Source organism: Flavobacteriales bacterium (assembly GCA_016699575.1).
Classification (GTDB): domain Bacteria; phylum Bacteroidota; class Bacteroidia; order Flavobacteriales_F; family PHOS-HE28; genus PHOS-HE28.
The window spans coordinates 113108-129374 of the sequence record CP064979.1; the positions used below are offsets into that span (position 1 = coordinate 113108).

The following is a 16267-nucleotide window of genomic DNA, read 5'->3' on the forward strand; positions in this document are numbered from 1 at the left end:
ATCAGTTGCCCAGCTTGGCTTTCATCTCATCATACTTCGCCGTGTTGCCGTTGCGGGCATACAGGCGCTTCAGCTGCTCCATGGTGCTCTTGTCGTCCGGGCGCAGTTCGTAGGCGCGCTCGAAGTAAGGCAGCGCCTTGAAGTACACTTCATCCACGCTCTTCTTGGCCTTCTCGTACTCCGTGTCGCTCTTGATGTCCTTGATCTTCTCGGTGATGACGGCTGCGCGGTTGTTGTAAAGCACGCCCACATTGTAGTTCGCATCGAAGTTCTTCGGGTCCAGTTCGATGGTCTTCTTGTAGTCGGCCTCGGCCATGTCAACGTACTTGGCGCGGTCGGCTTCGCTTGGCGCACCGGCCCCGTCCTTCTTGTTGCTCAACTCGTCATAGATGCTGCCGCGCAGCATGTAGAGCACCGGGTCGCCGGGATCCGTGGCGATGGCATTGTTCACGCTGGTCAGCGCCTCCTCCACAGGGCGGCCGGCCTTCAACTTCAGGAAAACGATGTCCTTGACCAGTCCCTTGCTCGCCGGGAACTTGGCTGCACCTTCCTCGGCGGTAAGCAAGGCAGCCTCCACATCCCCTTGCTTCTCTTGAGCGGTCACCATGTAGCGATGCGCCTCCTCCTTGGGGTAGCCCATGTCGATGCACTCCTTGTAGCGCTTCACGGCCATCACCAGATCGCCCTTGGTGTCATAGGCCAGTGCGCTGTTGAACACAGCGTCAATGTCCTTCTGTCCGAATGTGGTGGCGATCTTCTCGGCCTGCGCGTACAGTGCAATGGCCTTGTCGTACTCCTTCGCTTCGAAGGCCTCGTTACCAGCGTTCAAACTCGCGCCTTGCAACGCACCTAGGCTCTGCACGATCTCGGTCTTGTAGCTGCCTTTGGCATCCAGCTCGTTGGCCTTCAGGTAGCTCTCCACTGCCTTTTGCATGGCATCGGGGAATTGCGGCTTCAGCGCGGCATGCTGCGGATCGAGCGCAATGAGCCGGTAGATGTCGCCGCGGTAGCGCCAGGTCTTCTCCTTCATCATCGTGCCCTCGTTGCTGATGGCGGGCTCAATGAACTCGGCGGCCTTGGCCAGGTCGCCGTCCTGCAGGTAGTTGTATGCGCTAACCACGTTGGAATTCTGCGCGAACGCGGCGCAGGCAACGGTCATGAGCGCGATCGAAAGGGTCTTCTTCATCGTCCTTCGGTTTCGGTCCTATTGTTCGTCGGGGGCGTCGTTGGCAACTTCGGTGCCATCGGTGGCCTCGCCATCTCCTTCGCTGGGTGCATCACCTGTGGAAGTCTCCGCTTCGTCCTCCTCGTGCAGGTCACTGTCCACCTTGGCAACAGCAGCGATCTGATCCTTGGCGCCCAACTCGATGAGGCGCACACCTTGTGTGGCACGGCCAAGCACCCTCATTTCGTTCAGGCCCATGCGGATGGTGATGCCGCTGCGGTTGATGATCATCAGGTGGTCATCCTCCTTCACGTCCTTGATGGCCACTAGCGCGCCGGTTTTGTCCGTCACCTGGATCGTCTTCACGCCCTTGCTTCCGCGGTTCACCAGGCGGTACTCGTATTCGCCCTTCTCATCCACGATCGCCGAGCGCTTGCCGTAGCCGTTCTGGCTTACCACCAGCACTTGGCGTGTGGAGATCTCGGCCTTGTCGATGGTGATCATGCCGATAACCTCATTGTTCTTGCTTCCGCCTTCCAGGTTCATACCGCGCACGCCACTGGCGCCACGGCCCATCGGCCTCACATCGCTTTCCTCGAAGTGCACCGCACGTCCATCGCTGCTGGCCAGGATAACGTGGCTGTTGCCGTTGGTGAGGCGCGCTTCGAGCAGTTCATCGCCCTCGCGGATGCCCACGGCAATGATGCCATTGGCGCGTGGGCGGCTGTAGGCTTCGAGCGTGGTCTTCTTGATGATGCCGCCCTTGGTGCACAGCACAACGAAGTGGTTGTTCAGGTACTCCTCGCTCTTGAGGTCCTTCACGTTCAGGTAGGCCACAACCTTGTCGTCGGCATCAAGCTGCACGAGGTTGATGATCGCGCGGCCTTTGCTCTGGCGGTTGCCTTCGGGGATGTCGAAGACGCGCATCCAGTACACCTTGCCCTTCTGGGTGAAGATGAGCAGGTAGTTGTGGTTGGTGGCCACGAAGAGGTGCTCGAGGAAGTCCTCATCGCGGGCTGTTGAACCACGTGCGCCCTTCCCACCACGCCCCTGTGTGCGGAATTCGCTCAGCGATGTGCGCTTGATGTAGCCCAGGTGGCTTATGGTGACCACCACCGCGTCGTCGGCGATGAGGTCTTCCATGCTCATGTCGCCACCGGCCGTCACGATCTGGGTGCGGCGCTTATCGCCGTACTTCTCCTTCACCTCGCGCATTTCATCCTTGATGATGGCCATGCGCAGGCCTTCGTCGGCGAGAACGGCTTTCAGGTGATCGATGAGTTCCATGAGGGCCCTGTGCTCCTCGCGGATCTTGTCGCGCTCCAAACCCGTCAGGCGCTGCAAGCGCATATCGAGGATGGCGCGCGCTTGGATCTCGCTCAGACCGAACTGGGTCATCAAACCATCCCGTGCTTCATCGGGTGTTTGACTGGCACGGATGAGGGCGATGACCGCATCGAGATGGTCCAGCGCGATGAGCAGACCTTCCAGGATGTGGGCACGTTCCTCGGCCTTGCGCAGATCGAACTTGGTGCGGCGCACCACAACATCATGGCGGTGGTCCACGAACCGTGCGATCATGTCCTTCAACTTGAGGAGCATGGGGCGGCCGTTCACCAGCGCGATGTTGTTGACGCTGAAGCTGATCTGGTTGGCGCTGTGCTTGTAGAGCTGGTTCAGCACCACGCTCGCCATGGCCTCCCGCTTCACCTCGTAGGTCATGCGGATGCCCTGGCGATCGCTGTAGTCGTCCACCGCGCTGATGCCTTCGATCTTCTTTTCGTTCACCAGTTCGCTCACGCCCTTATCGAGCTGAAGCGCCTTGTTCACCTGGTAGGGCACCTCGGTCACCACGATGGTCTCGCGGCCCGTCTTCGGGTCTTCTTCAACATGCGCCCGGCTCCGCAGCACGATGCGCCCACGACCGGTCTCGTAGGCCTCTTTCACGCCTTCGATGCCATGAATGACACCACCCGTGGGGAAGTCGGGGCCCTTGATGTGTTCCATCAAGCCCGCCGTGTCGATGTCCTTGTTGTCGATGTAAGCGATGGTGGCGTCGCACACCTCGCTCAAGTTGTGCGGCGGCATGTTGGTGGCCATACCCACGGCGATACCCGCAGCGCCGTTCACCAATAACGTCGGGATCTTCGTGGGCATCACGGTGGGCTCTTCGAGCGTATCGTCGAAGTTGGGCCGCATGTCCACCGTCTCCTTGTCCAGATCGGCCATCACCTCCTCGGCGATCTTGCGCAAGCGCACCTCGGTGTAGCGCATGGCTGCCGGCGGGTCGCCGTCCAAGCTGCCAAAGTTGCCTTGGCCGTCCACCAGCGGGTAGCGCAGGCTCCAGCTCTGGGCCATGCGCACCATGGCGTCGTAAACACTGCCGTCGCCGTGGGGGTGGAACTTCCCGAGCACCTCGCCAACGATCCTCGCGCTCTTCTTGTAGGGCCGGTTGCTGAACACGGCCAGTTCCTGCATACCGAACAGCACCCTGCGGTGCACGGGCTTCAAGCCATCACGCACGTCCGGGAGGGCCCGGCTCACGATCACCGACATCGAGTAGTCGATGTAGGCCGTGCGCATTTCGTTCTCTATGTTGATCGGAATGATCTTCTCTCCGTCTGCCATGTCAAGCTTCAAGTCTCAAGTTCCAAGTCCAAAGTTCCAAGGCACCCGCATCCCAGCGGCCGCCATTGCGTTTTACAGGTCGAACGGGCGTCCTCGTTCCATGGCCGTCAAGTTGTCGCTCCACCGTTATGGCTTGAAGCTTGACACTTGGGACTTGAAGCTTGAACACCCCCTCCCGAAAAGGCGCCCGAAAGTAGCCTGCCCCCTAGGATGCACCGTTCACATTTTTCCACAACCGCACACGTTGGTGTGGATAAAAGGACCGCACCTCAAAAAGTCGCCGCCGAACCCCTAGGATAGCTTGCCCCCGCCGGGTGGTAGCCTACTTTGGGCGTTGTACGGTGACGGGCGGAAACCACCTCCGGGCCAAACAAAGAGCGAACGATATGGACGCGAAATTCTCTCCCAAGGTGAAGGAGGTCATCTCCTTCAGTCGCGAGGAAGCCTTGCGCTTGGGCCACAACTTCATCGGGATCGAGCATATCCTGCTGGGCCTCATCCGCGAAAGCGACAGCAACGCGGTGAAGATCCTCCGGCGACTGGAGGTGGACGTGGACCAGCTCCGCAAGACCGTGGAGAACGGGATGGAGCCGGCCAGCGCCATCCAACCCACCGACAAGGACAAGATCACCCTGGTGAAACAGGCCGAGAAAATGCTCAAGATCACCTTCCTGGAGGCCAAGGTGTTCAAGAGCCAGCAGATCGAAACGGAGCATCTGCTGCTCAGCATCCTGAAGGATGATGACAATCTGGCCACCCGCACCCTGAACAAAATGCAAGTGGACTACGAAAGCGTTAAACACGAGGTGGACACGATCAAAGCCGATAGCCCCAAGCCTGAACGACCCAAGGCCAGCGGTGCCACCGACGACGACGATGATGATGGTGGCAGCTTCCAAGGTGGGGGAAGCGGAGGTGGCGGCGGCCAACGCAAGCAGGGCGACAGCAAGAGCAAGACGCCCGTGCTGGACAACTTCGGCCGCGACCTGACCAAGCTTGCAGAAGATGGCAAGCTGGACCCCATTGTGGGCCGGGAGAAGGAGATCGAGCGCGTGAGCCAGATCCTCAGCCGCCGGAAGAAGAACAATCCCGTGCTCATCGGGGAGCCCGGCGTGGGCAAGAGCGCCATAGCGGAAGGCCTGGCCCTGCGCATCATCCAGCGCAAGGTGAGCCGCGTGCTGTTCGGCAAGCGGATCGTGGCGTTGGACATTGCCAGCCTGGTCGCCGGCACCAAGTACCGGGGCCAGTTCGAGGAGCGCATGAAGGCGGTGATGAACGAGTTGGAGAACAGCCCGGATGTCATCCTGTTCATCGACGAGATCCACACCATTGTGGGAGCGGGCGGTGCCAGTGGCAGCCTCGATGCCAGCAACATGTTCAAGCCAGCCTTGGCGCGCGGCGAGATCCAATGCATCGGTGCCACCACGCTGGACGAATACCGCCAGTACATCGAGAAGGACGGTGCCTTGGAACGCCGCTTCCAGAAGGTGCTCGTTGAACCGACCAGTGTCGACGAGACCATCCAGATCCTCAACAACATCAAGGAGAAATACGAGGATCACCACAACGTGAACTACACGCCCGAGGCTGTCGCCGCTTGCGTGAAGCTCACCAATCGCTACATCACGGACCGCCACCTGCCCGACAAGGCCATCGACGCCTTGGACGAGGCCGGTAGCCGCGTGCACATCAGCAACATTGTGGTGCCCAAGACCATTTTGGATGTGGAAGGCAAGATCGAGGAGGTGAAGGAGGAGAAGAACAAGGTGGTGCGCAGCCAACGCTACGAGGAAGCCGCCAAGCTCCGCGATAAGGAACGCCTGCTGCAGGAGGAACTGGAACGTGCCAAGAAGGCTTGGGAAGAAGAGAGCCGCAGCCACCGTACCACCGTCACCGAGGAGAACGTGGCCGAAGTAGTGGCCATGATGAGCGGCATCCCCGTTACCCGCATTGCCGAAAAGGAGAGCGGCAAGCTCCAGCGGATGCGTGAGGAAATGGTTGGTAAGGTGATCGGCCAGGAGGAAGCGGTCAAGAAGGTGGTAAAAGCCATCCAGCGTAACCGCGCAGGCTTGAAGGACCCTAACCGCCCCATCGGCAGCTTCATATTCCTGGGCCCTACCGGTGTTGGGAAGACACAGCTGGCCAAGGAACTGGCCCGCTACCTGTTCGATACGGACGAGGCGCTCATCCGCATCGACATGAGCGAGTACATGGAGAAGTTCTCCGTGAGCCGCTTGATCGGTGCTCCTCCGGGATACGTGGGCTACGAAGAGGGCGGCCAGCTCACGGAGAAGGTGCGCAGGCGCCCGTACGCCATCGTATTGCTCGACGAGATCGAAAAGGCACACCCGGATGTTTTCAACCTTCTGCTTCAAGCACTTGACGATGGGCAGATGACCGACAGTCTTGGCCGTCGCATCGACTTCAAGAACTCGATCATCATCATGACGAGCAACATCGGGGCCCGTGACCTGGCGGACTTCGGGAAGGGTGTCGGCTTCGGTACTCAAGCACGTGAACAACAGACCGAGGACAACAACAAGGGCGTCATCGAGAAGGCCCTGAAAAAAGCCTTCGCTCCGGAGTTCCTGAACCGTATCGACGACATCGTGGTGTTCAACAGCCTGAAGCGCGAGGACATCCACAAGATCATCGACATCGAGCTCGCGAACGTGTACAAGCGCATCGCCGAACTGGGATACGACCTGAAGCTCACCGACGAAGCCAAGGATTTCCTTGCCGAGAAGGGCTACGACGAGCGCTTTGGTGCCCGTCCCCTGAAGCGTGCCATCCAGAAATACGTTGAGGACACCATGGCCGAGGAGATCATCAACCAGCACGTTGAGGAAGGCGATAAGATCAGCGTGGGCCTCAACAAGGAAAAGACCGATGTCTCGATAAAGGTGACCAAGGGCAAGAAGAAGGTGGGCAAGGGCGAAGACAGTAAGGAGCTGCCCCCAGCTACCGAAGCCTGATCAACCGCGCATCCTGTCGAGGACGCGATTGACCACGGTCGCGTCCTCGATGGACAAGTTCGCATTGGTCGCTTCGATATCGCCCCGCACGAGTTCATCCACCCTGCCGAGAAGCTCAAGACCGGTCAGGGTGATGCTGAGATGTACCACGCGCCTGTCGTCAGTAGCGCGTTCGCGCTGAACGAGCCCTTTCTCGATCAGTTTGTCCACCAGTCGGGTGGCGTTGGGTGCCCGGTCCACCATCCGCTCCTTCACGGTCTGCATGTTCACAGGGGCTTGCGCGCCACGCAGGATCCTGAGGATGTTGTACTGCTGCATGCTCAACCCTGAAGGCGTGAGGACCGCATTGTGGCGCGACCGGAGCCAACTGGCGGTGAACATGATGTTGAGCAGTGCCTTGTGCTGCTCGCTCTCAAAGCGGCTCTTGATCTCCTCGTCGATGATGGCCATCGGTGGTCGAAGTTAGGTTTGTGCGGTTCGACACCCTCTATTTTCGGCCCTTTAGAACCCACCATGAAACCCACACAGGCCTTTGTCGTCGCCTTTTCGTTACTGCTTGTTGCGTGCGGCGCAACTGATCAACCAGCACAAGGCGTTGACACAGCTCCGGCGGGCACAGGCACCGCTTCCCGGTCCGACAACGGTTCGCAGGGCGACCCGCGGGACAACTGGCAGCGGCCTCAGGAAGTGTTCCGCGCCATGGGTGGCATACAGGGCAAGGTGGTGGCCGACCTATTCGCTGGCGACGGATACATCGCCTTCCACATGGTGAAGGCCGGCGCGGCCAAGGTGATCGCGGTGGATACGGATCCAGCGAACATTGCGGCCATGCGGCAAAAGAAGGCCGAGCTCGGCCTTGACGACCAACGGATGGAGATCCGTCAGGTCGCCCCGGGTGAAACCGGTCTTGAAATGAACGAGGCCGACCTGACCTTCATGTTCAACCGGTACACGACCATTCAGGACCGCAAGAGCTACATGCAGAAGGTGAGGTTGGGCACCAAGTCGCCGAAAACGGTTTACATCATCGACTTTCTCGTGGCCGAAACTCCCGTTGGCCCGCCAGTGTCGCAGCGTATGAGCGACTCCCAGATGATGGACGAACTGGGCGAGTACGAATACAGCGATATGGGTGCCCGCGGCGACCTCCTGCCCTATCAGTACATTCTTTTCGCGCAGGATTATGTGGAAGGTGCGGAGAGCGAGCCGGGCCCTATGCAGGAACAGTGAGGATCTGACCCGGTGAGAACAGAAGGCCGTTGCAATGCAACGGCCTTCTGTTTTGGAACGATCGCTTGGTTCTAGTCGTCGTTCTTATCGTCGTCGCCGATGTTGATGCCCACGGTCAACCCATAGGTCAGGTAGCGGCTGTCGATCTGCCCCACCGTCGGGTTGTCCTCGAACACACGGGTTAGGCCAAAGCTCACACCGGGCTCTACCGTCACGATGCCCATGTCGAAACCGAGCGCTGCGTCCAGGTTCCAGCTGCCCTTGTTGAAGTCGCCTTCGTTCCACGCGATCTCTGTGTCCTTCACATCGTTGCTGAGGAGCACATCGTAGCTGGGACCGATCCCGAAACGCAGGTCGAACTGGTAATTGTCGATAATGCGGTAACCAACGAGCGTTTTCAGCTTGAGGTTGTTGCGCACCACCTTGCCTTCGGAGAAAGTGCTGTCGTTGTACTGGAAGAAGGTGCTGCTGCGGCCAAGTGCAACACCGGGTTGCAGGTAGAGCCGGTTCCCGATGCGGAAGTCGACGCCCAAGGAGTAACCTGCACGTGCGGCGTAATCGATACCGGCTGGCGGGTTGGTAAGCGTTTGGAAATTGAGCCCCAGTTGCGGGTTCACTTGGAACTGGGCGCTGGCGGCTGCCGATGCACCCATCAGTGCGAAGGCGAGAATGTGCTTCTTCATGGTTTGCGGTTCTGTCCGCGAGGCGGGGTTGGCAAGCCCTGTGCCACGCGACCGGTGGTTATGATGCCAGCGCCGCCGAACGTCACTGGTTCCGATGACGGACGCCCAGCACCACTGAAGGAGGAAAACGCCGTCACGTCCTGTTCGATCCAGCGTTCGACCCAACAAACCCACGTATCCATTTAGAACAACCTACGAACCCTGTAGGTGCTCTACTACATCTACGGTGCCTTGCAACTGCTTGGTGGGCTGGTGCTGTTCTTGGTCTTCGGTGGACTGAGCATGTTCCTGAACAGCGATGCAGTGGCCGATCACGCGAACGGAGACGTGGCGCCCGCGGTGGTGGGCACCGTTATGGGTGTCGTCGGCGGCCTGATAACGTTGTTCGTTCTAGTGGTCGCCGTGTTGAACATTCTCGCCGCCCGGAACATTGGCAAACGCAAAGGACGGACGTTGGTCATGGTTGCCGCTGGCCTGGATTGTTTCAGCTTCCCGTTCGGTACGGCTTTGGGCATCTTCACCTTCGTGGAACTGAGCAAGGATGATGTGAAGCAGCTGTTCACGAGTTAGCCTGTTCATTATCCACGCTTCACCGGAGCGCGTTTGCAACGCGCTCCTTCCGGGGGCGGCGCTTGCAGCGCCCTTCCCTCTTTATCCACACCTCCGCTCTCTTATCAACGATCGGCGGGGCCTGCGGGGGTGCCCGGATAGTTTCGCGGCAGCTCACCGCACATGCTCCCAGAACCCATGACCCGAACGGCTTCCGTTGCGGACATCGCCCATTTGCAGCAGGTCTGCACCCAGGTACGACGCGATATCGTGCGTATGGTGCACGCTGTTCAAAGCGGTCACCCAGGCGGCTCCTTGGGCTGCACGGAGTTCTTCACCGCACTGTACTTCCATGTGATGAAGCACGATCCCAAGGCCTTCGACATGGATGGCAAGGGCCAAGACATCTTCTTCCTGAGCAACGGCCACATCAGCCCGGTGTTCTACAGCGTTCTCGCGCGGAGCGGCTACTTCCCCATCAGCGAACTGAAGACCTTCCGCAAACTCGACTCACGTCTGCAAGGGCACCCCACCACCCATGAAGGTCTGCCGGGTGTGCGCATGGCAAGCGGCTCGTTGGGCCAAGGGCTCAGCGTGGGTATCGGTGCAGCACTTGCCAAGAAGTTGAACCATGACGATCGCCTTGTATACACGCTGCATGGCGATGGCGAACTGCAGGAAGGCCAGATCTGGGAGGCTGCCATGTTCGCTGCGCACAATAAGGTGGACAACCTCATCAGCACCATCGACGCCAATGGACGGCAGATCGATGGCGATACGAAGGACGTCATGGACCTTGGCGACCTCGAGGCCAAATGGCGGGCATTCGGCTGGGATGTCCTTCGCGCCGAAGGCAATGACCTGTCGAACCTCATCAGCGTCTTGGCCGATGCGAAAACGCGCACCGGAAAGGGCAAGCCCGTGATGATCATCATGCGCACCGAGATGGGCCAGGGCGTGGACTTCATGGTGGGCAGCCACGAATGGCACGGTATTCCCCCCAACGACGATCAGCTGGCCAAAGCACTGGCGCAGCTGCCCGAAACGTTAGGTGATTACTGACCCGTGCGTATCCGACTTCCGATACTTCTCTTCCTGGCCGTCCCGCTGCTTCTGCAAGCACAGGATGAACCCGCACGACCGCTGACGCGGATGCTCTTCGTGATGGACGCAAGCAACAGCATGAACGCGTTCTGGGGCAATCAACCGAAGATCAATACGGCTCGGCATCTGCTCCTGAAGAGCTTGGCGGAACTGGAAGGGCAACCCGACCTGGAGATCGCACTGCGCCTCTATGGCCACCAGACGCGCATTGAAGCCGGTAAGCAGGATTGCGACGACACCCGCTTGGAAGTGCCATTCGGGCCGAGCACGATCCCGGCCATCAAGCGGACATTGGAAAGTGTGCGCTGCCTCGGCACAACACCGATCGCGCGTTCATTGGAAAGGTCCGGTGGTGACTTTCCCCCGCTCGAACGAGGTGGAAGACCTGTGCGCAACATCATCATTCTCATCACGGATGGCATCGAGGCCTGCGACGAGGATCCCTGCGCGGTAAGCCGGGCGCTGCAAGCAAAGGGCATCGTGCTGAAGCCTTTCGTGATCGGCGTGGGGCTGGAGGACGGCCAGAAGTACAGCCTGCAATGCGTTGGCAATTACTACGATGCCAGCACGCCAGAGCTCTTCGAGCAGGTGCTTCAAGTAGTGGTGACCCAGGCGCTCAACAGCACCACTGCAGAGATCGACCTGCTCACCGATGATGGCACGCCTACGGAAACCGATGTGCCCATCACCCTTTACGACCAGAAGACCGGAGCGTTGAAGCACCATCTGGTGCACACGATGAACGAGAGAGGTTTGCCGGATACGCTGAGCATAGACCCGATCTTCACTTATCGGCTGGTCGTGCACACGATCCCTTCAGTGGAACGCAACGATGTGAAGCTGAGCCCAGGCATCCACAACAAGATCCCCGTGAGTGCCGGGCAAGGCACCTTGGAACTCAAGGTGGAAGGCATCCCGAACAACATCGGCTGGAACGATGCCAATGTGATCCCGTGCATCGTGCACCCCAACGATGCCGACAGCATCCTGCATGTGCAGCACATGGGTAGCGAAGAGCGCTATCGGACCGGCACGTACGACCTCGAGATCCTCACCCTACCAAGGATGCGGGTGAACGATGTGGTGATCGTTCAAGACAAGACCACGCCCGTTGTGATCCCGCAGCCGGGCGTGTTCAATGCGCAAATGGCTGCACCCGGTGCTGGCGCGGTTTTCCTGAAGACCGGCAGCAGCCTGCAGTGGGTAACCGACCTCGACACACGCAGCACCCAGCAACAGTTCCGCTTGTTGCCGGGCGAGTACCAGCTGATCTACCGTAGCGACAACGCCCGCCGTACGGAGTTCAGCATCACCAAGGATTTCAGCATACAACCCGGACGCAGCACCACCCTCAACCTCTGACCGATGAACGCAACGGCCTTCCCCGTCCTCGACAACAAAGACACCCGCAGTGGCTTCGGTGCCGGCCTCATGGAGGTGGCCAAGAAGAACGATCGTGTGGTGGCCTTATGCGCCGATCTCACCGGTAGCTTGAAGATGGATGCTTTCGCCAAGGCCTACCCGCACCGGTTTTTCCAAGCGGGCATCGCTGAAGCGAACATGATGGGTGTTGCGGCCGGGCTCACCGTCGGAGGCCTCATTCCTTTCACCGGCACGTTCGCCAACTTCTCGACCGGCCGCGTTTACGATCAGATCCGCCAGAGCATTGCCTACGCTGGCAAGAACGTGAAGATCTGTGCGAGCCATGCTGGTCTCACGCTCGGCGAGGACGGCGCCACCCACCAGATCCTGGAAGACATCGGGTTGATGAAGATGCTACCGGGCATGACGGTCATCGTTCCGTGCGACTTCCACCAGACCAAGGCGGCAACGATGGCCATTGCCGAGCACGATGGCCCGGTTTACTTGCGTTTCGGGCGCCCGAAGTGGCCGGTGTTCACGGCGGCCGATCGTCCCTTCACCATCGGCAAGGCCGATGTGATGACCGAGGGCAGCGATGTGACGATCATCGCGTGCGGCCACTTGGTGTGGCAAGCGGTGAAGGCCTTGGAAGAACTGGCGGCACAAGGGATCAGCGCCGAGCTGATCAACATGCACACGATCAAACCCTTGGACGAAGAGGCGGTCTTGAAGAGCGTAGGCAGGACGGGATGCGTGGTTACCTGCGAGGAGCACAACATGTACGGCGGCTTGGGCGAAAGCGTGGCCCGGGTGCTGGCGCAGCGCATGCCCAAACCCCAGGAGTTCGTGGCGGTGAAGGACAGCTTCGGCGAGAGCGGAACACCGGACCAGTTGTTGAAGAAGTACGGGCTGGACACACCGGACGTGGTGGCAGCGGTGAAGCGGGTGATGGCGCGGAAGTGAACCTCACCCCTGCCCCTCACCCAAGGAGAGGGGTCAGAGCAGAAGGAACAACGCTGTGCCAACGCCGAAGCCAGTGTGACCAGATGACTGCATTGCCCTTTGTTCTTCACCTGAGAGCATTTCACCCTCTACATTGGAGAGGGCAGGGTGAGGCCCCATGAGCGAACTCAGTGACAAAGAGCTTCTGGCCCTGTTCCGCGATGAGCAGTCGCGCAACTATGGTTTCAATCTCCTGATGCGACAGCATCAACAGCGGCTCTACGGTTTCGTGCGGCGCATGGTCACCGATCCGGACGATGCCAAGGATGTCTTGCAGAACACCTTCATCAAGGCCTGGCATGGGCTGGTGAACTTCCGCGAAGACAGCCATCTCTACAGTTGGCTGTACCGCATTGCCCACAACGAGAGCATCAACCACCTGAACAGGAAGAACAGGGCGATCTTCGTGAGCAGCGACACGGTCACTGAGCGCCTCACGGGCACCTTGGACAAAAGCGAGCACTTCAGCGGCGATGCGATACAGGAACGCCTGCAACGTGCTGTGATGAAGCTGCCGCCCAAGCAGCGCTCGGTCTTCATCATGAAATACTTCGATGGAAAGAAGTACGAGGAGATCCACGGCATAACCGGCACGAGCGTTGGCGCCTTGAAGGCCACCTACCATATCGCTGTGAAGAAGATCGAACAGTGGGTGGTGGCGGATCAAACCAACCCGAACGACTGACGTCCTATCCCCGCTTTCCGATGGAACCCATGGACCCGAACCAGCAGCCTGACTTCCGGCGCGGCGATGACGCGACGGAGCGCGAGGAGTTGCAGCGCTTGGCCCCTACCCTGTTCGGGCTCCCCAAAGCCGATCCGTTCGTGGTTCCGCCGCACTTCTTCGATCAACTTCCGCATGCGGTGCAGGCTAAGGTTGCGCAGCAAGACCGAGGCCGACGGTTCCCCTTGGTGTGGCGTTTGGCCATTGCCGCACCCGTGGTGCTGGTGCTCATCGGTGCGTGGTGGTTCCTGCGTGAACGACCCACGACGGACAGCGCGATCGCCACCGTGGACGTTTTGCCGACAGAGGATGACCTGGACGTGCTGGACGAAGAAGTTCTCTTCACAGCCCTCTCCGTGGATGGCGCCGCATCAGCCCTGACGCTGGGCACCGGGCTTACCGACGACGAGCTGCTCAGCTACTTGGAAAACGAGCACCCTGACCTCAACGAACTCATCAACGAACTATGAAACGCGTGTTGCAACACCTTCTGATCCTCTTCGTGCTCCTCTCGCCTGCTCTGCCAGCCGTGGCACAGGACGACGAACTGCCGCCGCTGAGCGAGGAACGCATGAAGGAGATCAAAGCCCAGAAAACGGCCTACCTCACCACCAAGATGGAACTGACACCGGAGGAATCGCAGAAGTTCTGGCCGGTGTACAACCAGTACGACAAGGAGCTCGAAGCCTTGCGCAGGGAGCGCCGTGAAGCACGCCGGTCGTTGAAACAGGACGCCGACATCACCGATGCAGAGGCCGAAGCGGCCATCGACAAGGAATTGGCCAACCAACAGCGCGAGCTCGACATCCGCAAGAAGTACAGCGCAGAATTCAAGAAGGTGATCGGTGCACGCAAGACGATGTTGCTGGCCAAGGCGGAGCGCGACTTCCTGCGCGAGTTGCTCGGACGCTTGCGCGACCGTCGCGAAGGTGGTGGTGGCCACGGCAACCGCCCCGGCGGACGTCGCTAAAGCACCCGCTGCACACGCGCCACCTCCCGTTGTGGGCTTTGCTTCAGCCGACAATCCCAAACGGTGAGCACGCGCCATCCAAGTTTCTTCAGCGCCTTGCGCTTCTCGGCATCACGCTCCACGTTCCGGTCCAGTTTCTTGCGCCACCAGCTCTTGTGCGTCTTCGGCCGCGGTGGTTGGCAATGCGGGCACTGGTGCCAGAAGCAGCCGTGCACGAACACAGCCACCTTCCGACCGACAAAGGCGATGTCGGGTTTGCCCGGTGCCTTGACGAAATGCAGTCGATAACCACGCACGCCCACCGCGCTTAAGGCTGCCCGCATCGCTTTCTCCGGTCCCGTGTTCTTGCTACGGATGCGGCTCATCTGCGCGCTCACGCGCGGGTCGGTGGGCATAGGGGCACGGCCGTCACGGAGGTAAGCGCGCACCACAGGCATCGCGGATATGTTACGCCGCCACCAACTGGAAGATCCGCTTCAGGGCCTTCACGGTATGCTCTACCTCATCAGCAGTGTTGAAGCGCCCGAAGGAGAAGCGGATGTTGGCGCCCGTTTGGTCAGGATAGAGCGCGGCCATCACGTGGCTGCCTTTGTTGCTGCCACTGCTGCACGCGCTGCCGCCGCTCGTTGCGATGCCTTCTATGTCGAGGTTGTAGAGCAGCATCTCGCTCTTGCCATCGTCAGGGAAGTTCACGCTGAGCACGGTGTACAGGCTGTCCGCACCACTGTCACCGTTGAAGCTCACCCCCGGTATCTCGGCCGAGAGGCGCTTCTTCATGAGTTCTTTCAAGCCGCCGATCTCGCGCTGGTGCTCTTCCATATCACGGTACGCGATCTCCATCGCCTTGGCCAAGCCCACAATACCAGCAAGGTTCTCGGTACCCGCTCGCATGTTGCGCTCCTGGCTTCCGCCAACGATCATCGGTTTCAGTGTTGAGCCGTTGCGCATGTACAGGAAGCCGATGCCCTTGGGCCCATGGAACTTGTGCGCACTGGCACTGAGGAAGTCGATGGGCAGTTGCTGCAGATCGAACCGGTAGTGCGCCATGGTCTGCACGGTATCGCTGTGGAAAAGCGCGCCGTGCTTTCTACAGAGCGATCCAATGGCGTTCAGGTCAATACGCGTGCCCAGTTCGTTGTTGGCGTGCATCACGCTCACAAGGGCATTCTTGTGCTTTGAAAGGAGGTGCTCCAGATCGGCCATGTCCGGGCGGCCATGTGCATCCAACTTCACCCAGTGCACCTCTGCGCTTCCCAACTTGCCAACCTCATGTGCCGTCAATTCAATGGCGTGGTGCTCGATCGCTGAGGTGATGATGTGCCTCACTCCGAGATCCCGCACGGCGCAGTGCAGCACCATGTTGTCCGCCTCGGTGCCCCCACTGGTGAAAACGATCTCGCCCGGGGTGCAGTTGAGCAACGATGCCACCTGTCGGCGCGCTTTTTCGATGGCCGCCCTTGTCTGGCGTCCGAACGCGTGGATGCTGCTCGGGTTGCCGTAGTGCTCCTTCAGATAGGGCACCATGGCTTCGAAGACCTCGGGGTCCAGTTGGGTGGTGGCGGCGTTGTCGAAGTAGATGCGGGGCATGCGTCAGTGACCGATTGAACGGCAGGCAAATATGGAGAGGACGTAACGGGCATGACGTGCCGCTACCGCACCATCTTTGACTTGTGCTTGCCATCCCGTTCATACCCCTGTACATCTGGTGGCTCATCGCCAAGAGGCCGCATCACCGATATCGATCGTTCATGTTCCCGAGATCGGGGTTTGAACTTCGACTGGACCGGTGGTCGAATAGTCTGTCAGCACGCAGGCAGCTACCTCGCCTCGGGCGTTCTTGGGAGCCTTTGGCGTAGCGCTCGTCTCTCAAGGAGC

Annotated in this window: 15 protein-coding genes; 9 read left to right on the top strand and 6 right to left on the bottom strand. The window is 59.8% G+C overall.

The genetic code is table 11. The features are described 5' to 3' along the window. Position 1: 1 nt before the first annotated feature. Together IPJ76_00530 and gyrA are read right to left on the bottom strand one after the other, a co-directional pair. Positions 2 to 1186 carry a hypothetical protein gene (locus IPJ76_00530; protein QQR86744.1) on the bottom strand — a complete coding sequence of 395 codons (1185 nt, stop codon included), beginning with the start codon at positions 1184 to 1186 and terminating at the stop codon, positions 2 to 4. Positions 1187 to 1204: 18 nt separating this feature from the next. Further along, positions 1205 to 3793 (bottom strand): DNA gyrase subunit A, encoded by a 2589-nt coding sequence (gyrA, locus tag IPJ76_00535; GenBank protein ID QQR86745.1) that lies wholly within the window; start codon positions 3791 to 3793, stop codon positions 1205 to 1207. A gap of 386 nt (positions 3794 to 4179) precedes the next feature. On the opposite strand from gyrA, the gene IPJ76_00540 reads away from it, so the two are divergent. Further along, positions 4180 to 6768: an ATP-dependent Clp protease ATP-binding subunit gene (locus IPJ76_00540; protein ID QQR86746.1), complete on the top strand. Its 2589-nt coding sequence runs from the start codon at positions 4180 to 4182 to the stop codon at positions 6766 to 6768. Here IPJ76_00540 and IPJ76_00545 read toward each other — a convergent pair whose 3' ends face one another. Beyond that, positions 6769 to 7218, bottom strand: a complete 450-nt coding sequence (locus IPJ76_00545) for a MarR family transcriptional regulator (GenBank protein ID QQR86747.1) — start codon at positions 7216 to 7218, stop codon at positions 6769 to 6771. Positions 7219 to 7281: 63 nt separating this feature from the next. On the opposite strand from IPJ76_00545, the gene IPJ76_00550 reads away from it, so the two are divergent. Continuing rightward, the gene (locus tag IPJ76_00550) at positions 7282 to 7998 is read left to right on the top strand and encodes a methyltransferase domain-containing protein (GenBank protein QQR86748.1); all 717 of its coding nucleotides are present in this window, start codon (positions 7282 to 7284) and stop codon (positions 7996 to 7998) included. 71 nt (positions 7999 to 8069) lie between these two features. Here IPJ76_00550 and IPJ76_00555 read toward each other — a convergent pair whose 3' ends face one another. Next, positions 8070 to 8681, bottom strand: a complete 612-nt coding sequence (locus IPJ76_00555; GenBank protein QQR86749.1) for an outer membrane beta-barrel protein — start codon at positions 8679 to 8681, stop codon at positions 8070 to 8072. Between the two features lie 207 nt (positions 8682 to 8888). On the opposite strand from IPJ76_00555, the gene IPJ76_00560 reads away from it, so the two are divergent. From IPJ76_00560 to IPJ76_00590, 7 genes are all read left to right on the top strand, one after another. Beyond that, positions 8889 to 9251, top strand: coding sequence for a hypothetical protein (locus IPJ76_00560; GenBank protein ID QQR86750.1), 363 nt, complete (start codon positions 8889 to 8891; stop codon positions 9249 to 9251). 177 nt (positions 9252 to 9428) lie between these two features. Beyond that, a complete protein-coding gene (locus tag IPJ76_00565; GenBank protein ID QQR86751.1) occupies positions 9429 to 10292 on the top strand; it encodes a transketolase in 864 nt (287 codons plus the stop codon). A 3-nt stretch (positions 10293 to 10295) separates the two neighbouring features. Next, complete coding sequence (locus IPJ76_00570) at positions 10296 to 11696, top strand: VWA domain-containing protein (protein QQR86752.1); 1401 nt, start codon at positions 10296 to 10298, stop codon at positions 11694 to 11696. Between the two features lie 3 nt (positions 11697 to 11699). Beyond that, on the top strand, positions 11700 to 12659 hold the full coding sequence (locus IPJ76_00575; protein QQR86753.1) for a transketolase family protein: 960 nt from the start codon (positions 11700 to 11702) through the stop codon (positions 12657 to 12659). 157 nt (positions 12660 to 12816) lie between these two features. After that, entirely contained in the window at positions 12817 to 13383 is a 567-nt protein-coding gene (locus IPJ76_00580; GenBank protein ID QQR86754.1) for an RNA polymerase sigma factor, read from the top strand. Between the two features lie 20 nt (positions 13384 to 13403). Next, on the top strand, positions 13404 to 13892 hold the full coding sequence (locus tag IPJ76_00585; GenBank protein ID QQR86755.1) for a hypothetical protein: 489 nt from the start codon (positions 13404 to 13406) through the stop codon (positions 13890 to 13892). Between the two features lie 5 nt (positions 13893 to 13897). Next, entirely contained in the window at positions 13898 to 14392 is a 495-nt protein-coding gene (locus IPJ76_00590) for a hypothetical protein (GenBank protein QQR86756.1), read from the top strand. Here the strand turns inward: IPJ76_00590 and IPJ76_00595 are convergent. Then, positions 14389 to 14829 (bottom strand): very short patch repair endonuclease, encoded by a 441-nt coding sequence (locus IPJ76_00595; GenBank protein QQR86757.1) that lies wholly within the window; start codon positions 14827 to 14829, stop codon positions 14389 to 14391. The two genes, IPJ76_00590 and IPJ76_00595, sit on opposite strands and share 4 nt — an antisense overlap. 10 nt (positions 14830 to 14839) lie before the next feature. Next, complete coding sequence (locus IPJ76_00600) at positions 14840 to 15979, bottom strand: cysteine desulfurase (protein ID QQR86758.1); 1140 nt, start codon at positions 15977 to 15979, stop codon at positions 14840 to 14842. Positions 15980 to 16267: the final 288 nt, after the last annotated feature.